The 18,805-nt window shown below is 61.1% G+C and carries 18 protein-coding genes; 5 read left to right on the top strand and 13 right to left on the bottom strand.

The genetic code is table 11. The annotated features are described in order from the left end of the window. Positions 1-37 precede the first annotated feature (37 nt). From T424_RS20835 to T424_RS0111470, 4 genes are all read right to left on the bottom strand, one after another. On the bottom strand, positions 38-283 hold the full coding sequence (locus tag T424_RS20835; RefSeq protein WP_051558943.1) for a hypothetical protein: 246 nt from the start codon (positions 281-283) through the stop codon (positions 38-40). After that, on the bottom strand, positions 283-972 hold the full coding sequence (locus T424_RS0111480; protein ID WP_027487860.1) for a GNAT family N-acetyltransferase: 690 nt from the start codon (positions 970-972) through the stop codon (positions 283-285). Before T424_RS0111480 ends, T424_RS20835 begins: the two co-directional genes overlap by 1 nt. Before the next feature lie 34 nt (positions 973-1,006). Then, the gene (locus T424_RS0111475) at positions 1,007-1,741 is read right to left on the bottom strand and encodes a tellurite resistance TerB family protein (RefSeq protein WP_027487859.1); all 735 of its coding nucleotides are present in this window, start codon (positions 1,739-1,741) and stop codon (positions 1,007-1,009) included. 85 nt (positions 1,742-1,826) lie between these two features. Beyond that, the gene (locus tag T424_RS0111470; RefSeq protein ID WP_027487858.1) at positions 1,827-2,465 is read right to left on the bottom strand and encodes a 2-dehydro-3-deoxy-phosphogluconate aldolase; all 639 of its coding nucleotides are present in this window, start codon (positions 2,463-2,465) and stop codon (positions 1,827-1,829) included. Between the two features lie 215 nt (positions 2,466-2,680). Between T424_RS0111470 and T424_RS0111465 the strand changes: the two genes are divergently transcribed. The 3 genes from T424_RS0111465 to trhO all read left to right on the top strand — a co-directional run bounded on the left by T424_RS0111465 (position 2,681) and on the right by trhO (position 5,114). Continuing rightward, positions 2,681-3,169 (top strand): CYTH domain-containing protein, encoded by a 489-nt coding sequence (locus T424_RS0111465; protein ID WP_027487857.1) that lies wholly within the window; start codon positions 2,681-2,683, stop codon positions 3,167-3,169. Next, positions 3,154-4,065, top strand: a complete 912-nt coding sequence (locus T424_RS0111460; protein ID WP_027487856.1) for a CHAD domain-containing protein — start codon at positions 3,154-3,156, stop codon at positions 4,063-4,065. Before T424_RS0111465 ends, T424_RS0111460 begins: the two co-directional genes overlap by 16 nt. Positions 4,066-4,151: 86 nt before the next feature. Next, positions 4,152-5,114 carry an oxygen-dependent tRNA uridine(34) hydroxylase TrhO gene (trhO, locus tag T424_RS0111455; protein ID WP_027487855.1) on the top strand — a complete coding sequence of 321 codons (963 nt, stop codon included), beginning with the start codon at positions 4,152-4,154 and terminating at the stop codon, positions 5,112-5,114. 61 nt (positions 5,115-5,175) lie between these two features. Here trhO and T424_RS20825 read toward each other — a convergent pair whose 3' ends face one another. The 9 genes from T424_RS20825 to T424_RS0111410 all read right to left on the bottom strand — a co-directional run bounded on the left by T424_RS20825 (position 5,176) and on the right by T424_RS0111410 (position 17,006). Beyond that, entirely contained in the window at positions 5,176-5,928 is a 753-nt protein-coding gene (locus T424_RS20825) for an EAL domain-containing protein (RefSeq protein WP_037067461.1), read from the bottom strand. A 211-nt stretch (positions 5,929-6,139) separates the two neighbouring features. Next, positions 6,140-7,501 (bottom strand): GH1 family beta-glucosidase, encoded by a 1,362-nt coding sequence (locus T424_RS0111445; RefSeq protein ID WP_027487854.1) that lies wholly within the window; start codon positions 7,499-7,501, stop codon positions 6,140-6,142. Positions 7,502-7,517: 16 nt separating this feature from the next. Beyond that, positions 7,518-8,690 carry a Gfo/Idh/MocA family protein gene (locus T424_RS0111440; RefSeq protein WP_027487853.1) on the bottom strand — a complete coding sequence of 391 codons (1,173 nt, stop codon included), beginning with the start codon at positions 8,688-8,690 and terminating at the stop codon, positions 7,518-7,520. Between the two features lie 59 nt (positions 8,691-8,749). Continuing rightward, positions 8,750-9,802, bottom strand: coding sequence for a sugar phosphate isomerase/epimerase family protein (locus T424_RS0111435; protein WP_027487852.1), 1,053 nt, complete (start codon positions 9,800-9,802; stop codon positions 8,750-8,752). A 130-nt stretch (positions 9,803-9,932) separates the two neighbouring features. After that, the gene (gene xylA, locus T424_RS0111430; protein WP_027487851.1) at positions 9,933-11,240 is read right to left on the bottom strand and encodes a xylose isomerase; all 1,308 of its coding nucleotides are present in this window, start codon (positions 11,238-11,240) and stop codon (positions 9,933-9,935) included. 28 nt (positions 11,241-11,268) lie between these two features. After that, positions 11,269-12,714 carry a xylulokinase gene (gene xylB / locus T424_RS0111425; protein WP_027487850.1) on the bottom strand — a complete coding sequence of 482 codons (1,446 nt, stop codon included), beginning with the start codon at positions 12,712-12,714 and terminating at the stop codon, positions 11,269-11,271. A 19-nt stretch (positions 12,715-12,733) separates the two neighbouring features. Continuing rightward, complete coding sequence (locus tag T424_RS0111420; RefSeq protein ID WP_027487849.1) at positions 12,734-13,750, bottom strand: LacI family DNA-binding transcriptional regulator; 1,017 nt, start codon at positions 13,748-13,750, stop codon at positions 12,734-12,736. Positions 13,751-13,927: 177 nt separating this feature from the next. Further along, a complete protein-coding gene (locus T424_RS0111415) occupies positions 13,928-15,502 on the bottom strand; it encodes a DHA2 family efflux MFS transporter permease subunit (protein ID WP_027487848.1) in 1,575 nt (524 codons plus the stop codon). Positions 15,503-15,779: 277 nt separating this feature from the next. Further along, a complete protein-coding gene (locus T424_RS0111410) occupies positions 15,780-17,006 on the bottom strand; it encodes an HlyD family secretion protein (protein WP_027487847.1) in 1,227 nt (408 codons plus the stop codon). Between the two features lie 136 nt (positions 17,007-17,142). Here T424_RS0111410 and T424_RS0111405 point away from each other — a divergent pair, with 136 nt between their 5' ends. Both T424_RS0111405 and T424_RS0111400 read left to right on the top strand, forming a co-directional pair. Then, a complete protein-coding gene (locus T424_RS0111405) occupies positions 17,143-17,829 on the top strand; it encodes a TetR/AcrR family transcriptional regulator (RefSeq protein ID WP_027487846.1) in 687 nt (228 codons plus the stop codon). A gap of 125 nt (positions 17,830-17,954) precedes the next feature. Beyond that, positions 17,955-18,719, top strand: coding sequence for a TerC family protein (locus tag T424_RS0111400; protein WP_027487845.1), 765 nt, complete (start codon positions 17,955-17,957; stop codon positions 18,717-18,719). The last annotated feature ends 86 nt before the right edge of the window (positions 18,720-18,805 follow it).

The following is an 18,805-nucleotide window of genomic DNA, read 5'->3' as shown; positions in this document are numbered from 1 at the left end:
TTATCCGAAAACCGGTTCCCACTTTTCGGTCCGACGCTTAATTCCCCGCATCGGATTTGCCCGAAAACCGGTCCCCACTTTTCGGTCCGACGCGCTGATACCGCGCCCGCACCCAAAGCACCGCGAAGAAAGACAGCAGCACCGCCGCCCCCGCAAGAGCGGCAAGCGTGGGAGAATAATTGCCGATCCAGAGCACCAGCTTCGGCATCAGAAAAACCGAGAGGCCAAAAGCCAGCAGGATCGTGGCTGCGGCAATGGCAGAGCGGCGATCTTCCTTCTTCATCAGCGGTCCGCCTCCGGCAAAAGCGCGGCGCGAATATCTTCGAGCCGCCGTTTCTGATTGCCTTGCGCGTCGAAATTCCCCGGCGAAAGCCAGGCCTCGAAACCCGCCTTCAGCAATGGCCATTCTGCATCGATCATGGAAAACCAGGCCGTATCCCGGTTTTCGCCCTTGCTGATCATGTGCTGGCGGAAAATACCTTCGAAGGTAAAGCCGTAGCGTCTGGCGGCCTGCTTGCTCGGCTCGTTGCGATTGTCGCATTTCCACTCATATCGGCGATAGTTCAAATCGTCGAATACATGGCGCGCCATCAGATAATGGGCTTCAGTGGCAAGCGGCGAGCGCTTCATGAGCGGGCCATGCGCCACACCGCCAACTTCCGTCACCCCGTTTGCCGCATCGGTGCGCATGAAGCTTGCCATTCCGACGACCTCGCCGGTGGCTTTTTCCCGGAACAGATGCGTGACCCAGCCGCTCTTCGCCACGGAATTCAGCCAGCGGACGAAATCCTCGAAACCGGAAAAATAGGGCTGGCTGAAATATTGCAACGCCGGGTTGATCTCCAGACCGCCAAAAGCCTCCCAAAGCGCGACCATGTCGGACTCGCCCCGCAGCGGATCGATGCTGACAAGCCTGCCCTCGAGATGGACCGGCACGACATCGGCCCCCTTGTAGCTTCGAAGATCCTTCATCGGCGCCCCCTCATGCCAGTGCAGCTTTGCCCAGCTATGACCCGTTTCCGGCAAAAGAGGAAGGGCTTTGCTCCAAGTGAGAAGATTTGGCCTGCCGCACCGTGGCCTCGATATGGGCAAGCAGATCTTCAGGCAGACCAAGCCGCCCGGCAAGAAGATCGAGATAGCCGCGTTCGGCGCGCGTGTCCGGATCGATCGTCAGGCGGGAGGCGGTATAAAGCTCCACCTTCTGCTCTTCGCTTCTCGCCGCCGCCACGAGCGCGTCCATGTTGGTCGGATTGGCAAGCTCCTCGGCCAGAAAGGCCTCCGCCTCGTCGCCAAGATCGACCGCATGGATTTTTTCAAGGATCCGCACCCGCTCCTCGTCATCGATATGGCCATCGGCCTTGGCGGCCGCGATCATCGCCTTCACCAGCGTCAGGGCAAAATCATTGCCAAGCGCGACAGCGGGGCTGAAGGGCGAGCTATCCGGCACGGCGGGCAATTCCGGCAGGGCGGGAATATCCTCCGGCGCCTTGCCGGATTTGTAATTGCGGTAAGCGCTGTAGCCAAGGCCGGCAATCAGCGCCAACCCGCCCGCCTTCAGCGCGCCGGTGGCAACCGACCGGCCCGTCTTGCTGCCGAGCAGCACGGAAAGCAAGGCACCGGTCTTCCAGGGATTGTTGCGGGCCATTTTCAACGCCCCTTCCCCTTTCTGGCGAAGGCTTGCGCCCGAGCCCTGCATCTGGCCTGCGAGGAACTGGTCAAGCAGCTTTCTGGCGTCGAACATGTTTTTCTCCCGGTCAAACATCATGACCGGAAGGTAGGAAGCAAAATCGCAAAACCCAAGGATCGGCGGTAAAAAAGGCGTGAAATCAGCCCTTCAGCGCAAAGGCTTCCGATGCAAGACGGGTAATTCCCGCCCAGTCGCCTGCGGCCACCATCTCTTTTGGCGCAACCCAGGAACCACCCACGCACACCACATTCGGCAGCGAAAGATAATCGCGGGCATTCTTCAGTGAAATGCCGCCCGTGGGGCAAAACAACGTACCGGCCAAAGGCGAAGACAGCGATTTCAAGTAGGCCGCCCCGCCCGCCTGCTCGGCGGGAAAGAATTTCAGCACCTCATAGCCCGCCTCGCGCAGCGTCATCACCTCGCTGGCGGTTGCAGCGCCCGGCAAAAGCGGAATATCCGATTCAGCCGCAGCCTTGAGCAAGGAGGGCGTGGTGCCGGGGCTGACGATGAACTGCGATCCGGCGGCAACCGCTGCCTCGAAATGCGCGGGGTTGAGAATGGTGCCCGCCCCGGCAACAGCCCCCTCCACTTCACCCGCCACGCGCTTGACCGCCTCAAGGGCGGCAGGCGTGCGCATGGTGATCTCGATTGCCTTCAGCCCACCGGCAACCAGCGCCCTGGCGAGCGGCACGGCATCCTTGGCATCGTCCACGATCAGCACCGGCACGACAGGCTGAAGCTTGAGCGTGGCAAGCAGCTTTTCGGTTCTGGAAGCCATGGCGGCCCCTCCTCTTCAAACGATTGAAATTCTGCCGTCCGTTCTAGATCAGCTTCTCGAAAAGGGAAAGCCACTTTTGCCGCACGTCCGGCACACTGTCGCAATCGGGACAAATGCGCACAGGTGGGGAATGTCTGTCTTGTCAAAAGCCCGACATTCTCCCATTGTGCAGGCTCCCGTGGAGCAGGCCTGGCGAAAAGGCGTGGAGCGCTGACATGGCAAAGGAAATCGAGCGAAAGTTTCTGGTCCGCAACGATGCCTGGAAGCAGCATGTTTCCAAAGCCTCGGAATTTTTGCAGGGCTACATCATCTCTGCCGAGGACCGCTCCCTCAGGGTCCGGGTGAAGGATCGCAAGACGGCGACCCTGACCATCAAGATCGGCCATGTCGGCCTGAGCCGGGACGAGTTCGAATATGACGTGCCCATCGCCGATGGGCTGGAACTCATCGACAAGGCGCAAGGCATCGTCATCGCAAAGACCCGCTACAACGTGGAATATGGCGGCTATCTCTGGGAAGTGGACGTATTCGATGGCGACCATGCCGGGCTCGTCGTTGCCGAGGTCGAGCTGGACTGCGTCAGCGACGACCCGCCCCTGCCGCCATGGATCGGCCGGGAGGTAACGGGTGACAGGCATTATTCCAACCAATGGCTGGCCACGTCAGGCACGTCCGGAGAAAAACGGAAATGCCCTACTGGCTGAGCCCGGACATCCACTTTCACAAAGCCGTCGAGACCGTGCTTGGCGATCAGCTTTCGCAGGCTGCCGATCTTCTGGAAACGGCACCGGAAGGTATCCATTCCGCGATACACGAAGCAAGGCGGCGCATGAAAAGAGCGCGCGCGCTCTACCGGCTGATCGCAAGTGCCGTGCCGGATCTGCGCAAGCGCGAAAATACGAGGCTGGCAAGCGTTGCCCGTTCGCTGTCTGCCGTGCGCGATGCCACCGCCCTGATGGAAACGGCCGCTTACCTCTCCGGCTTTGCCAATGACGAGCATGAGCGGTCCGCCACCGCCCTGGCCGCCGGAGCGCTTGAGCAGCGGCGCGGCCGGATCGAAGCCGAGTGCGGCGATCTGGCGGCAGAAGCCCGCAAGGCGGCGCATTCCTGCCGCGAGGCGATAGATGCCTTTTGCGCCGCCGATCTGCCGGGCAGCCCGCAGCGCACCGCCAGAATTGTGCACAAGGGCTGGAAAAAGACGCTCAGGCGCGCTGAAGCCGCACTTGAGGAATGCCGCAACCACCCGCAGGCCGAGAGCTATCACGATTTGCGCAAGGCAACACAGACCTACTGGATGCAGCTTTCGCTTCTGCGCCAGCTCTGGCCAACCGCCATGGCCGCGAAGCGAAAGGAGGCCAAGGCGCTGGCCGATATGCTGGGCCATGAACACGACCTGACCGTGCTGGCGGCAACGCTGGATGGCGAACCGGCGCTGGTGCCGGACACCGAAACGCTTTCCCGGCTTCTTGGCCTCATCATCCGTCAACAGCAATTGCTGCGTAAAGCCGCGCTGGATGCAGCCGAAGCGCTGTTCCGCGACGGTCCGGAGCCGGAAGCCTCCATCGTCAGGAGCCTGTGGCTGCGGGCGGCCACCGCCTGAACACTTGCGGCTTGACGAAAGGCAAAGCGCAGAACTGGCCGCGAAATCCGTTGATTCACCGGCTCCGAAGGATTATCTCGCAAGTCATGACAGACGATCTTTCCTTTTCCGCCCAGGAAACAATTCCCGCCCATGAAGAAGGTGGCGCATTTTGCGTGGCCGCCCTCTATCACTTCGCCGCCTTTGCACGGTTCGAAAGCTTCCGCGCGCCCCTTTACGCGCTTTGTCAGGAAAACGGCATCAAGGGCACGCTGCTTCTGGCTGATGAGGGCATCAACGGCACCGTGGCCGGATCGGATGAAGCGATTGCCACGCTTCTTGCCTTCCTGCGCGCCCAGCCGGAATTTGCCGCCCTGCAACACAAGGAAAGCCGGGCTCGCAAAATGCCCTTTCTGCGCATGAAGGTGCGGCTGAAGAAGGAAATCGTCACCATGGGCGTCGAAAACATCGACCCCAACCAGATTGTCGGCACCTATGTCGATCCGAAGGACTGGAACGCGCTGATCTCCGACCCGGAAACCATCGTCATCGACACGCGCAACGATTACGAGACGGCCATCGGCATTTTCCGCGGTGCGGTGGACCCCAATACCAAGACCTTCCGGGAGTTTCCCGATTGGGTGAAGAACAATCCCGGCCTGCACAACAAGCCGAAGATCGCCATGTATTGCACTGGCGGCATTCGCTGCGAAAAGGCCACGGCCTATATGAAGCAGCAGGGTTTCGAGGAGGTCTACCACCTCAAGGGCGGCATCCTGAAATATCTTGAAGAGGTGCCCGAGCAGGAAAGCCTGTGGGATGGCGCCTGCTTCGTCTTCGACGAGCGCGTTTCCATCAAGCATGGGCTGAAGCAGGGCGAGCATCATCTATGCCATGCCTGCCGCTACCCGCTGACCGCCGAGGAGATGACCTCGCCGCTTTACGAGGAAGGCGTCTCCTGCCCGCATTGCCACGAAAGCCGTAGCGAAGACGACCGGGAGCGCTACCGCCAACGCCAGCGCCAGATTGCGCTGGCCAGAAAGCGCGGCGAGAAACATCTGGGGAGCTGAAGCCCGTCCGGCAATGTCGGGTTCATTTGCAACGCTCCGGGAAAACGACCTTGCCCTTGCCTCAGGCCGCCGTGCGGCTTGCCTGCTTTGGCATTTCGAAGGCTTCGAAAGCGGGACGGGCCAGAAGATAGCCCTGAAGATGGTCCACGCCAAGGTCGCATAGAGTGTGCATTTCGGCTTCCGTCTCCACGCCCTCGCACAGCGGCAAGACGCCCAGATCCTTCAGCATGGCCACGGTATGGCGCATCACCTTCTGCCGGGCGACATCGCGGTCTATATCGCGCACCAGATCCATATCGAGCTTGACGATATCGGGCTGGAATTTCGCCAGAAGGTTCAAGCCGGAATGCCCCGCGCCAAAATCGTCTATCGCGGTTTTGAACCCCATATCCTTGTAGGTGCGCAAAATGTTGAGCAGATGGACGGTGTCCATCGCCTCGTTTTCGGTGAATTCGAAAATGATATTATGCAGCGGAAAGCCGAGCCGCATGGCGGTGGCCAGTGTCAGGCGAATGCAGGCACGCGGCTCGTATACGGCGTTGGGCATGAAGTTGATCGACAGCAGCGCCTCGGGTGCGGCGGCCCGCAAATGAGAAGCCAGCTCCAGCGCCCTCACCCGGCATTGCTGATCGAAGGCATAGCGGTTTTTCTCTGTTACCTGCGACAGCACGCTGCCAGCCCCCTCGCCGTTTACGCCCCGCACCAGCGCCTCGTAGCCAAAAACCTGCCCGGCCCGCATATCGACGATGGGCTGGAAGGCCATCGAAAACGGGATTTCGAACTCCTGGCCCTCGCGGCATCCTTTGCAACTCATGCTGTTCTCCTTTGCAGGGCCGAACATCCTGCAAACCGGTTAGGTCGCAGGATCCCATGCCTCCGGTGGGCTACAAGCTCTAGTGGATGAGTCCGTACCAAATAATTAAATAATTAAGGCAATCCTGCATGGTGTCGCAAAAACGACAGAAAATCGCAGCCGCGACACGATCGCAACACCAAGGGTCACTTCCGATGACTTTTGCTATAAATCATGTCTTCTGCGCAAAGGCCTGCGCCAGCGCGGCATACCATTTGCCGCTTTTTTTCAGGGTCCGCTTCTGGGTTTGATAATCGACATGCACAAGCCCGAAGCGCATTCGATAGCCTTCCGCCCATTCGAAATTGTCCATGAGGCTCCAGGCGAAATAGCCCTTCATCGGCAGGCCTTCAGCGGCAAGACCGGCCACCACGCCGAGATGATCGATATAGTAATCCAGCCGGGGCTGGTCATCCACCTCACCGGCCACGGGCTCCATATTGTAGCAGGCGCCGTTTTCGGTGATGTAGCAGGGCGGAAGATCATAGCGGGCATAAAGTTCCTTCACCAGCGAGCCGAGAGCGGGCGAATAAACCTCCCAGCCAATATCGGTCTTGGTCTGCGAAACGGGCGGCGCGGGAACCGTCGCGGGAAATTCCGCCGCTTCGGCGCGATCATCGGCAATGCGCATGGGGGTGTAATAATTCAGGCCCCACCAGTCGAGCTTTTGCGCAATGATCTCAAGGTCGCCATCCTCGATTTTCGGCATTCGATCGCCAAGCGCCGCCATGAAGGCTTCGGGATATTTTCCCCGGAAAACCGGATCGAAAAAGGCGCCATTGTGGAACTGATGCGCCCGCTCGGCCGCTGCCCTGTCTGCCTCGCTGTCAGAGCCGGGAACAACGGAATGGGCATTCAGGACTAACCCGACCGGCAGATTTCCCGCCACCTGCCGCACGGCATCGACACCGAGCCCATGGGCAAGATTGGTGTAATGCAGGGCATGAAGGGCGGCCTCCATGCTGCGCTCTCCCGGCGCATGAACACCATAAAGATGCGATAGCCAGACCGAACACCAGGGCTCGTTGAAGGTTGCCACGGCATCCAGCCGGTCGGCAAGCCGCGCCATCGCCACCTTGGCATAACGCTGAAAGGCATAGGCCGTGGAGCGAGCCGTCCAGCCGCCATCGCCCATCAAGGCCAGCGGCAGATCCCAGTGATAAAGCGTGGCGAAGGCCTTGATGCCGCGATCTTTCAAACCGTCCAGCAGCCGGTCATAAAAGTCCAGCCCCTTTTCATTCACACGCCCCGTGCCATCGGGAAGAATGCGCGGCCAGGCGATGGAGAAACGATAGGCCGAAACGCCCATCTCCTTCATCAGGTCGAGGTCCTCCTCCCAGCGATTGTAATGGTCGCAGGCCATGTCGCCGTTATGACGCGCGAACACCCGGCCCGGCATATTGGAAAACGCATCCCATATGCAGGGCTTGCGGCCATCCGCCCTTGTTGCCCCCTCGATCTGATAGGAGGCCGTGGCAACGCCGAACAAAAAATCTTGAGGAAAGCGGGCCGCGAACTGTTTGGGATCCATAATGGAAAACTCCTTGGTCTTAGAACCTGACCCAGGCGCCGTTTTGCCGGGAAGACGCCACGCAGGCCTCAACGAAGGCAACGCCCTTTACCCCGTCGCTCACGGTCGGGTAAAGCACGGCGGGATCGGCATCGGCACCGCGCCTTGCTGCATGAATGGCGGCCGCCGCTTCGCTATAGATGGTGGCGAAGGCTTCGAGATAGCCTTCCGGGTGGCCGGAGGGCGTGCGTGTCACCCGTGCTGCCGCCGGGCCTGCGCCCGCGCCGCCGCGCGTGATCAACTGTTTGGGCTCGCCCAGCCGGGTAAACCAGAGATAATTGGGATCGGCCTGCGACCATTCCACCCCGGCGCGCGTGCCATAAACCCTGACCTTCAGGCCATTTTCATTGCCGGTCGCCACCTGGCTGCACCAGAGCAGGCCTTTGGCGCCGCCCTTGAAACGCAGCATGACATGGGCGTTGTCATCCAGCCGCCGCCCTTCGACGAAGGTATGGACATCGGCGGCCAGCTCTTCCGGCTCAAGGCCGGAGATGAAGCTGCCGAGATGAAAGGCGTGCGTGCCTATGTCGCCCGTGGAGCCGCCAATGCCCGATTGCGCCGGATCGGTGCGCCACACGGCCTGCTTGGCCCCGGACTGCTCCACCGGCTCGGCCAGCCAGTCCTGTGCATATTCCATCTGCACCAGCCGGATTTCCCCCAGTTCGCCACTGGCCACCAGTTCGCGGGCATGGCGCACCATGGGATAGCCGGAATAATTATGCGTGAGGATGAAAAGCGCGCTGGCTTTTTGCGCCACCGCCTGCAAGGCCATGGCGTCTTGCAGGTTCGACGTCACCGGCTTGTCGCAGATCACATGGATGCCGCGCTCCAGAAAAGCCTTTGCAGCGGGAAAATGCACATGGTTGGGGGTGACGATGGAAACCGCCTCTATGCCGTCCGGACGGGCTGCCTCGCTTTCGGCCATCTCCGCGAAGGAGCCGTAGCAGCGGGCCGGATCGAGACCAAGCGCCACGCCGGATGCGCGGGATTTTTCCGGCGTGGACGATAGCGCCCCTGCCAAAAGCGCGTAATGATCGTCCAGCCGGGCGGCCATGCGGTGGACGGCGCCGATAAAGGCGCCCTGCCCGCCACCAACCATGCCCAGGCGGATTTTGGCCGGGCGTCCATCCTGTCTGCTGGTTTCATTCGTCATGAAAAGCTCTCCCTGAATTCGTCATGCGCATTGCGGCCCGCCAATGGCGGGCCACGTCCTCAAAGACCCAGCATCCGGCGGTTGGCCGCCTCGTCCGTGCCGCTTGCGGCGAAATCATCGAAGGCATGATCCGTCACCCGAATGATATGCGCCTTCACGAACTCCGCCCCTTCCCTTGCGCCATCCTCCGGATGTTTCAGCGCACATTCCCATTCCACCACGGCCCAGCCGTCGAAGTCATTGGCAGCGAGCTTCGAGAAGATCGCACCGAAATCCACCTGTCCATCACCCGGCGAGCGAAAACGGCCCGCCCGGTTTACCCAGCCCTGATAGCCGCCATAAACGCCCTGCCGTCCCGTGGGGTTGAACTCCGCATCCTTAACGTGGAACATGCGGATACGATCCTTGTAAATATCCAGATGATCGAGATAATCCAGGCATTGCAGCACGTAATGGGACGGATCGTAGAGCATGTTGGCGCGGGGATGGTTCCGGACGCGCTCCAGAAACATCTCGAAAGTCACGCCGTCATGCAGGTCCTCGCCGGGATGGATTTCATAGGCGATGTCCACGCCCTGCTCCTCGGCGCAATCGAGAATGGGCTGCCAGCGCCGCGCCAGCTCGTCGAAGGCCGTTTCCACAAGACCCGCCGGACGCTGCGGCCAGGGATAGATGAAGGGCCAAGCCAGCGCGCCCGAAAAGGTGGCATGGGCGGCAAGGCCCAGATGACGCGAGGCCTTGAGCGCGTATTTCACCTGATCGACCGCCCATTCCTGCCGCGCCCTCGGATTGCCGCGCACATGCGGTGCCGCAAAACCGTCAAAGGCTTCGTCATAGGCGGGATGCACCGCCACGAGCTGGCCTTGAAGATGGGTGGAAAGCTCGGTGATCTCCACGCCATTCTGCCGGGCAATGCCCGCCAACTCATCGCAATAATCCTTCGAGCCTGCCGCCCGCTCAAGATCGATCAACTGGCTGGCCCAGCTTGGCACCTGCACGCCCAGATAGCCCTTTTCCGCCGCCCATTTCGTAATGCCATCCCAGGAATTGAAAGGCGCGGCATCGCCTGCGAACTGTCCGAGGAAAATGCCCGGCCCCTTGATCGTCTTCATGGTTATCTCCTCCCAAAGATACTGAAACGTTACAGGTGGTGTAGCAAGAACAGGCGGCGAGGAAAAGCACCCCGCCGCCCGAACTCTTGAGAGAGTTGGGGTCCACGAATTTTTTCTGACAAAAATCCGATCAGACGTATTTGTTGACGATGTTTTCCAGCAACTCCTGCTTGCCGGATTTCGGCTGCGGATTGATGTTTTCCTTCTCCACGCGCGCGGCAATGCTTTCCAGGGTCTCGCCCGTCAGCATGGCCTTGGCCGTGTCGCTCTGCCAGCCGGCATAGCGGGCATCCAGCGGGGCGGAAAGCGCCTTGTCCTCGATCATTCGGGCGGCGGCCTTCAGGCCACGGGCGCAGCAATCCATGCCGCCGATATGGCCGATCAGCAGATCTTCCGCATCCAGCGACTGACGGCGCAGCTTGGCATCGAAATTGGTGCCGCCGGTGGTGAAGCCGCCGCCCGAAAGCACCTGATAGTAGGCCAGCGCCATTTCCGGCACATTGTTGGGGAACTGGTCGGTATCCCAGCCGGACTGGTAATCGTTGCGGTTCATGTCGATGGAGCCGAAAATGCCCAGCGCATTGGCCAGCGCCAGCTCATGCTCGAAGGTATGCCCGGCAAGAATGGCGTGGCCCTGCTCGATATTCACCTTCACTTCCTTTTCCAGCCCATAGGATTTGAGGAAGCCGTAGACGGTGGCGACATCGTAATCATACTGGTGCTTGGAAGGTTCCTGCGGCTTCGGTTCGATGAGGATCGTGCCCTTGAAGCCGATCTTGTGCTTGTATTCCACCACCATGTTCAGGAAGCGGCCCATCTGGTCCATTTCCTTTTTCAGATCGGTGTTGAGCAGGGTTTCATAGCCTTCGCGCCCGCCCCACAGCACGTAGTTTTCACCGCCCAGCCGGTGGGTGGCGTCCATGCAGGTTTTGACCGTGGCTGCGGCAAAGGCAAAGACATCCGGGTCCGGATTGGTGGCTGCGCCCGACATATAGCGGCGATGCGAGAAGAGATTGGCCGTGCCCCACAGCAGCTTGACGCCGGTCTGCGCCTGCTTGTCGGCGAAGTAATCGACGATCTCGTTCAGGTTCTTCGTGTTTTCGGCAAAGCTTGCTCCTTCCGGCCGCACATCGGCATCGTGGAAGCAATAATAGGGCACGCCGAGAAGCTGGAAGAATTCGAAGGCCACATCGGCCTTCAGCCGGGCCGCGGCCATGTCGTCCCGGAACCATGGGCGCTCGAAGGTATTGCCGCCGAAGGGGTCTGTGCCGGGCCATACGAAGCTGTGCCAATAGGCCACGGCAAAACGCAGGTGATCTTCCATGCGTTTGCCCAGAACCACTTCGTCGGGATTGTAGTGGCGGAAGGCAAGCGGATTGTCGCTATCGGCGCCTTCATAGCGGATTTTGGAAAGATTGCCGAAAAAGCCTGTCGTCATGGGAATGGTTCCTCCGTAAAATACTCGTTCAAAGGGATCGGATGGCTGGATAGAGCGCCCGGTAGCGCTGATAGGCCGCTTCATAGGCCTCGGCATGGGCGGCCTGCGGCTCCACCACGGCTTCGGTCTGCGGGGCGGTCAAAACGGAATGCGGATCGGCTCCCGTTGCGGCAATCAGGCCAAGTCGGGCCGCCCCGAAGGCTGCGCCGAAATCGCCGTCGGCTGGAATATCCACCGCAATGCCAAGCGCCGTGGCAATGGAAGACAGCCAGTAGCGCGACCGCGAGCCGCCGCCGATTGCCGTGACCCGTGACAGCGTGGTGCCCGCCGCCTTCAGCGCTTCAAGACTGTCGCGAATGGCGAAAGCCACGCCCTCCAGCACGGCCTGCGTCAGCACCGCCCGGTTCGAATCGTGGCCAAGGCCGATGAAGGCGCCGCGAATGGCGGCATCGTTATGCGGCGTGCGCTCGCCGGAGAGATAGGGCAGGAAGGTGACGCCGCTCGGGGATTTGAGATCATCGCCCAATTCGCCGGTCAACTCTCCCGCCGTCTTGCCGGTCACGCCGCAAAGCCAGTTCAGCGCGTCGGTGGCCGAGAGAATGACGCCCATCTGGTGCCAGGTGGCGGGCAGCGCATGGCAGAAGGCGTGAACGGCACTTTCCGGCTTTGGCAGATAGGCGTCATTGGCGGCAAACAGAACACCCGACGTGCCGAGCGAAACGAAGGCCGAACCTTGCCGCACCGTGCCCATGCCGCAGGCCGATGCCGCGTTGTCGCCCGCCCCACCGGCCACAACCACATCACCCATGCCCCATTCGGCGGCAAGGGCGGGGCGCAGTTTTCCGGCCTGCTGCGTGCCTTCCACCAGCCCCGGCATCTGGTTTTCGCCGAGATCGGTTGCGGCCAGAAGGTCCGCAGACCATGCCCGCTTGCCTGTATCCAGCCACGATGTGCCGGCCGCATCCGACATGTCGGAGAGATAGTCACCCGTCAGCCAGAGCCTGAGATAATCCTTGGGCAACAGAACCTTGCCGATCTTCGCAAAAATCTCCGGCTCGTTGTTCCTGACCCACAGAAGCTTGGGCGCGGTAAAGCCCGGAAAGACGATATTGCCAGTGAGGCTGCGAAAGCGCGGATCGGCATCGAGTTGGGCGGCCTCGCGATGCGCGCGGGTATCGTTCCATAAAATGCAGGGCCGCAGCACCTTGTCGCCGGCATCGATCAGCGTTGCGCCATGCATGTGGCCGGAAAGGCCAATGCCCTTGACGGCGGCAAGCTCGCGCGGGAAATTCGCCTTGAGCGCGGCGATGGCCTTGCCGGTCGCGGCAATCCAGTCATCCGGCTTCTGCTCCGACCAGCCGGAATACGGGCGCTCGACGGTGAGCGCGCCGTGGCCGGAGCCGATCACCTGTTGATCGTCATCGATCAGCATGGCCTTTACCCCGGATGTGCCAAGATCAATCCCTAGATACATAAAGCTCCTCCATGCCGCTTCAGGGCAGGTTGTCCTTCAGGAAAATTTCAATACGGATGCGCTCCTGCCCCGCCACCACGGCAGCGCCATCGGCCAGCGCCTTCAAAACCCGGATGGCGCTGCGCACCTCATGCCCGGCATCCTGGTTGAGAACCGCGTCGATCAGCCCGGCTTGCAGGGCTTCGCGGCTCGTCGGCGTCAGCTCGTGAACGATGATTGCCGGCCGCACGCCGCTGCCAAGGGCGCGCAACAGACCGCGATTGCCCGCGCCCAGACTGTAAATTCCGGCAAGCGCTGGCCGCTCGGCAAGCAGCGCCGTCACCAGCGCCGCCACCCGTTCGGGCTCGTCGCGGCCTTCCAGCACGGGCCGCAGGGAAAGATGCGGAAAGTCAGCCCGCATTACCGCCTGAAAGCCTTCGGCCCGCTCGCGATGGTCCCGCACCAGCAGCGAACCCGCGATGATGGCGATCTCGCCAGGTCCTGTTTCCAGAAAGCGCCCCAGCAGGCTCGCCGCCGTTCGCCCGGCGGCATGATTGTCGATCCCCGCAAAATGGTTGCGGCGTGACCCCGGCAGGTCCGAGACCAGCGTCACGACGGCAATCCCCGCCTCGGCCAGCTCCGCCACAGCCAGCCCGACGCATGGATCGTCCACGGCCACCAGCGCCACACCATCCGGCTTTTCTGCGCCAAGCCGCGTCAGCGCCGCAACCAGCGCCTGCGCGTCGAAGGGCGGCAGGGTCCGGCATTCGATCTGGATACGCTCGCGGGCGGCACGCGCCGCAGCCTCCGAAACTTCCGCCCGCAAAAGCCGCATGAAGCTGTTGTCATTGTCGGGCAGGAGAAACACGAAACGATAGACCCTGCCCTTTGCGAGATTGGCGGCGGACACATCCCGAACATACCCCAGCGCCGCAATAGCCTTCTCCACCTTTTCTCGGGTGGCGGCGCGCACGCCTGGGCGGGCGTTCAAAACGCGATCAACCGTTGCAAGGCTAACGCCTGCCTGCGCGGCAATATCGTGAACGGTGGGCTTCATGCATCCTCCTGCGCCCTGCTTTTAGCCCGAGACCCGCACCGGGTAAACCGAAATTTGATGTACGTACCTCAAATTTTTGCGCAATACGAAAAAGCCGCCACGCCTGGAGGAACGTGACGGCCCGGAAGGTTTATCGAGAGGGTGGCGGAAGCCACCCGACGGAAACAGTGGCGCTAATCAGTGGCCCGCATCGGCGGGTGCCACGGCCTGCGGCTTTTTGATCATCACCGTCATCAGCGCCAGAATGCCGAACAGCACGGTCAAGCCCATGAACACATCGATGAAGGACATGATCCAGGCCTGTTGCGAAACAATGCCCGCCATCTTTTTCAGGGCGACCGCTTCGCCATCAAACCCGGCGGCAGTATAGGCGGAGCCGACCGTGTCCAGCCAATCCAGCGCCTTGGGATTGCTCCAGGTGACATGTTCGACAATGCGGGCGTAGTGATTGTCGGTGCGCTGCGTCAGAAGCGTGTTGATGATCGCCAGACCCACGGCACCGCCCAGATTTCGCGTCAGGTTGTAAAGGCCGGAGGCATTCTTGATACGCTCCGGCGGCAGGGTGCCAAGCGCGATGTTGTTGATCGGCACCATGCAGATCATCAGCGAGCAGCCGCGCAGGATCTGCGGCACCAGCAGTTCCCAGAAATCCCAATCCTGATTGAGGCCGGAGATCATGTAGGTGCCAACCCCGAAACCAATGAAGCCTGCGGCCATCATCATGCGCGGATCGACCTTTGCCGAAAGCCGCCCGGCCACGGGCGCGGTCAGAAACATGGCAAGGCCCGACACGAACATGGTTTCGCCGATCATCAGGCTGTCATAGCCGCGCACCCGCGAAAGATAGAGCGGGTAGAGATAGGTGAGACCATAAAGGCCAATGCCCATGACGAAGGAAAACAGCGAGCCGAAGGCAAAGTTGCGGTTGGCAAAGGCCCTGAGATCCACCACCGGCACCTTGGCGCTAAAGGCCCGCCAGAAAAAGATCACCCCGCCGATCACCATGGCAATGGCGCCGTAGACGATCCGCTCGTCGCTGAACCAGTCCTTGTTGTTGCCTTCTTCCAGCACATATTCCATCGAGCCGAGAAAAACGGCCATGGAGATCAGCCCGGTCCAGTCGAAGGTATCGATCAGCGAGCGGTCCGGCTTGTCGAAATCGATATAGGTCCAGGTCAGGATCGTTACCACGATGCCCGGCCCGACATTGACCAGAAACAGCCAGTGCCAGGACATGGCATGACTGAGATAGCCACCGATGGTCGGGCCGATGGTGGGCGCAAGGGTGGCCACCAGCCCGATCAGCGGCGACACCATGGACCGCTTGGAGGGCGGAAAGATCGTGAACGCCGCGGCAAAGACCGAAGGGATCATGCCGCCGCCAATGAAGCCCTGAATGGCGCGGTAAACGATCATCTGCTCGATATTGGCGGCGGTCGCGGCAAGCGCGCTGGACATGGTGAAGCCCGCCGCCGCACAGGCAAACAGCACCCGCGTCGAGAGAATGCGCGCCAGGATCCCGGAAAGCGGGATCATGATAACCTCGGCGATGAGATAGGCCGTCTGCACCCAGGCAACCTCTTCCGACCCGGCCCCAAGACCCGCCTGAATTTCAGAAAGCGAGGCGGAAACGATCTGAATGTCGAGAATGGCCATGAACATGCCGAAGACCATTGCCATGAAGGCAATCATCCGGCGGGGGCTGATGCTGTCGGGTGCCGCATCTGCGGCGTCTGTTGCGGTGGCGGCCATGACGGTGCCTCTCGTCCTTCCCCGCCTGCCATAACGGCATCGGGCCTTTGGGTCTGTTGAAATTCGCGCTCCTGCGAGGCGAAACCATGATTTTCGCAAACCGGACGCGCAGCCCGCCGGGCAATCGGAGGCCTCGGCGGGAGGATGCAGCATCCATTCGTGGCGCCGTAAAAGGGGTCGCCACCTGAAAAGGGGCGCATCGGACCCAGTGGCGGCAAATGCCTGCGCGTGGACCGATGCAGAGCGCAAAGCCGGAGCGGAAGCTCCGGCCCGCGCATTATCGGGCCGCGTCGTTACCGGAGCGGGTATCCACATCGACGACCACGCTCAGGCCGGCGCGCAGATGCCCTTCCTTCAGCGCGTCTGCCGGAATGGCGATACGCACCGGCAGGCGCTGGATGACCTTGGTGAAATTGCCCGTGGCATTTTCCGGCGGCAGCACGGAGAAGACCGCACCCGAACCCGGAGCCAGAGACACCACCGTGCCTTCCAGCGGTTTATCGCCATAGGCATCGACATGCAGCCGGGCCTTGGCGCCGGGTTTGATATCGGCGATCTGCGTTTCCTTGAAATTGGCATCGATATAAAGATCGTGCACCGGCACAAGCGCTGCCAGACGCTTGCCGCTGGAAACGAGATCGCCCACCTGAACGCCAAGATTGCCGACAACGCCATCATAGGGCGCCCGCAGCACGGTGAAGCTCAGGTCGCGCTCTGCCTTCTGCACGGCAATTTCGGAGGTGCGGATGCCGGATTCTGCCTCGTCGCGCTGGGCACGCAAGACATCCACCGCAGCCTGCGCGGAGGCAATGGAGGCAATGGAGGCCGCGACATTGGCCTTGGAGGTGGCAAGCGTCGAGGTTGCTGTATCCAGTTCAGCGCGCGACACAACCGATTGCGCCTGAAGATCGGTGATACGCTTGAAGTTCAGCTCTGCCTGTTGCAGCGTGGCGTCATAGGCCAGCTTCTGGGCGCGTGCCTGCTCCAGCGAGGCTTCGCCGCCCTTGATCTGGGCATCGATGCGGCTGACCGTCAGCTTTTGCGTGGCAAGCTCGCTGCGGGCCTGATCCAGCGCAATGCGATAATCGCCGTCATCCAGCGTCACCAGCACGTCGCCAGCCTTGACCTCCTGGTTTTCCTTGACCGGCACCGCGCTGACATAGCCTGTGACCTTCGGCGAGATCACGGCAATATCGCCACCGATATAGGCATCGTCGGTGGAAACGAGGAAGCGACCTTCCGTCCACCAGTTATAGCCGTAATAGCCGCCACCGGCCAGAACGAGGAGGCCGATGATGGGCAGCACCAGACCACGACGCTTCTTTGCGCCGGATGCGGGGCGGCCAACCGCACCCGTCTTGCCCTCGGCCTTGGCTTCAGCCTGCTGCGTGCGCCCCTCGGCGGCGTCGCCGGTGCGCAGGTTCGAGACTGCATCCTCAGCCATGGAGGGCTCTTCCGTTGTATCTACGGCGCGGATCGCGCCCTTGCGTGGCGAGACAGACATTTTGCCTTCCCATGACCTTGAAATTGGAGCTTATCGAACGGAACCGTTCGGTTCGATTTGACATAGGCCCTTTCATGTCGCATATCAAGCCTCAAATGATGCATTGCACCCGCGACGGTTAATTTTCGGATCACGCATGAAAAGCGATACCCAAAAACCACACTGCACCGACGACACCTTCCGCAGCACCGCCGGTCGCTTTGCCGCAGGCGAGGATCCGGCCAAGCGCGAGCAGATCATCGACGGCGCCAAACGCGCTTTCATGAAATTCGGCTTCGACGCCGCGAGCATGAACGACATCACGCGCGAGGCCGGCGTTTCCAAAGGGACTATCTATGTCTACTTTCAAAATAAGGAAGACCTGTTCAGCGCATTGATCGAGCGGGAGAAAGGTCTGTTTGCCAGTTCGCTGCGCGATATTATGGCCGGTCGCACCGACACGGCGGCCGCCCTGCACGACTATGGCGTCGCTTTCGTGCACCAGATCGTCGATACCGATTTCATCCTGGCCCTTCGCACGGTGCTGGGGGTGGTGGACCGGATGCCCGGACTCTGTCAGAGCTTTTTCGCCAGCAGTCCCGCCAATGCCCGCACCGTCCTCATCGAATTTCTGGCGCGTCAATGCGCGCTCGGCCTGCTCGTCATCGACGATCTCGAAATTGCCTCGCGGCAGTTCATCGAATTGTCAACGGGAGCCTATTTCAAGCTGAAACTTTTCGGGGAAATGGCGACCCGCCCCCCTGAGGAAGAGATTATCGCCTGCGTTGACAGCGGCATTGCCGTCTTCCTGGCCGCCTATGGCGCAAAGGCCGGGCGTCCATGAGCCTTGCGCGGGAAGCCGAAAGGCGCTTCCATGGACGGCGCCGGGCCGCATGATGGCCGCAGCGCCTTGACTTTCCAGCATTTTCAGGCAGTGAGAACACCACACCGTCAGAAAAAGGCTAGCCAATGCAAGACATCGCGCTTCTTATCCAGGACCCCGCAGCCTGGATAGCCCTTGTCACCCTCGTCGCCATGGAAGTCGTGCTGGGCATCGACAACCTCGTGTTCATTTCGATCCTTTCCAACAAACTGCCGGAAAACCAGCGCGAAAAGGCCCGCCGCATCGGCATCGGCCTGGCGCTGGTCATGCGGCTCGGCCTTCTCGGCACGGTTGCCTGGATCGTCAAGCTGACCAATCCCGTCTTCACCCTTTTCGGCCACGGATTTTCCTGGAAGGACATGATCCTCGTTGCCGGCGGTCTTTTCCTTGTCTGGAAGGCCACGAAGGAAATCCATCACAGCGTCGATCCGGAAGACAGGCAGGAGGACATCATTTCCTCAGCCGCCACGACGACGATGGGCGCCGCCATTGGCCAGATCCTGCTTCTTGATCTTGTTTTCTCGGTGGACAGCATCATCACGGCGGTCGGCATGACCGAACATGTCATCATCATGGTCATCGCCGTTCTCTTTGCCGTGGCCGTCATGCTGCTGGCTGCCAATCCGCTCGGGCGCTTCATCGAGAAAAATCCCACCGTCGTCATGCTGGCGCTCGGCTTCCTGCTGATGATCGGCATGACGCTGATTGCCGACGGCATGGGGTTCCATGTCCCGAAGGGTTATATCTATGCGGCCATGGCCTTTTCCGCGCTGGTGGAAGGGCTCAACATGCTGGCGCGCCGTAAAAAGCGGCTGGAGCGTGAGCGCAAGGCGCAAACTACCCTGCACTGACAGGAATGTAGCGAAACAGGCACGATCCGGAACAAGCGGCGGCGTCAGGAATTATAGCCTGACCCCGCCCCAGCCTCCGGATCAGC

The organism is Allorhizobium undicola ORS 992 = ATCC 700741 (assembly GCF_000621665.1).
Classification (GTDB): Bacteria; Pseudomonadota; Alphaproteobacteria; order Rhizobiales; family Rhizobiaceae; genus Allorhizobium; species Allorhizobium undicola.
This window is presented reverse-complemented; position numbering and strand designations above follow the sequence as displayed.

Bases quoted from the DNA above. Each gene is read 5' to 3' on its own strand.
- T424_RS0111405 (WP_027487846.1), top strand. From the start codon at position 17,143: ATGAAAAGCGATACCCAAAAACCACACTGCACCGACGACACCTTCCGC.
- trhO (WP_027487855.1), top strand. From the start codon at position 4,152: ATGACAGACGATCTTTCCTTTTCCGCCCAGGAAACAATTCCCGCCCAT.
- T424_RS0111465 (WP_027487857.1), top strand. From the start codon at position 2,681: ATGGCAAAGGAAATCGAGCGAAAGTTTCTGGTCCGCAACGATGCCTGG.
- T424_RS0111480 (WP_027487860.1), bottom strand. From the start codon at position 972: ATGAAGGATCTTCGAAGCTACAAGGGGGCCGATGTCGTGCCGGTCCAT.
- T424_RS0111400 (WP_027487845.1), top strand. From the start codon at position 17,955: ATGCAAGACATCGCGCTTCTTATCCAGGACCCCGCAGCCTGGATAGCC.
- T424_RS0111470 (WP_027487858.1), bottom strand. From the start codon at position 2,465: ATGGCTTCCAGAACCGAAAAGCTGCTTGCCACGCTCAAGCTTCAGCCT.
- T424_RS0111440 (WP_027487853.1), bottom strand. From the start codon at position 8,690: ATGACGAATGAAACCAGCAGACAGGATGGACGCCCGGCCAAAATCCGC.
- T424_RS0111420 (WP_027487849.1), bottom strand. From the start codon at position 13,750: ATGAAGCCCACCGTTCACGATATTGCCGCGCAGGCAGGCGTTAGCCTT.
- xylA (WP_027487851.1), bottom strand. From the start codon at position 11,240: ATGACGACAGGCTTTTTCGGCAATCTTTCCAAAATCCGCTATGAAGGC.
- xylB (WP_027487850.1), bottom strand. From the start codon at position 12,714: ATGTATCTAGGGATTGATCTTGGCACATCCGGGGTAAAGGCCATGCTG.
- T424_RS20825 (WP_037067461.1), bottom strand. From the start codon at position 5,928: ATGAGTTGCAAAGGATGCCGCGAGGGCCAGGAGTTCGAAATCCCGTTT.
- T424_RS0111475 (WP_027487859.1), bottom strand. From the start codon at position 1,741: ATGTTCGACGCCAGAAAGCTGCTTGACCAGTTCCTCGCAGGCCAGATG.
- T424_RS0111410 (WP_027487847.1), bottom strand. From the start codon at position 17,006: ATGTCTGTCTCGCCACGCAAGGGCGCGATCCGCGCCGTAGATACAACG.
- T424_RS0111415 (WP_027487848.1), bottom strand. From the start codon at position 15,502: ATGGCCGCCACCGCAACAGACGCCGCAGATGCGGCACCCGACAGCATC.
- T424_RS0111460 (WP_027487856.1), top strand. From the start codon at position 3,154: ATGCCCTACTGGCTGAGCCCGGACATCCACTTTCACAAAGCCGTCGAG.
- T424_RS20835 (WP_051558943.1), bottom strand. From the start codon at position 283: ATGAAGAAGGAAGATCGCCGCTCTGCCATTGCCGCAGCCACGATCCTG.
- T424_RS0111435 (WP_027487852.1), bottom strand. From the start codon at position 9,802: ATGAAGACGATCAAGGGGCCGGGCATTTTCCTCGGACAGTTCGCAGGC.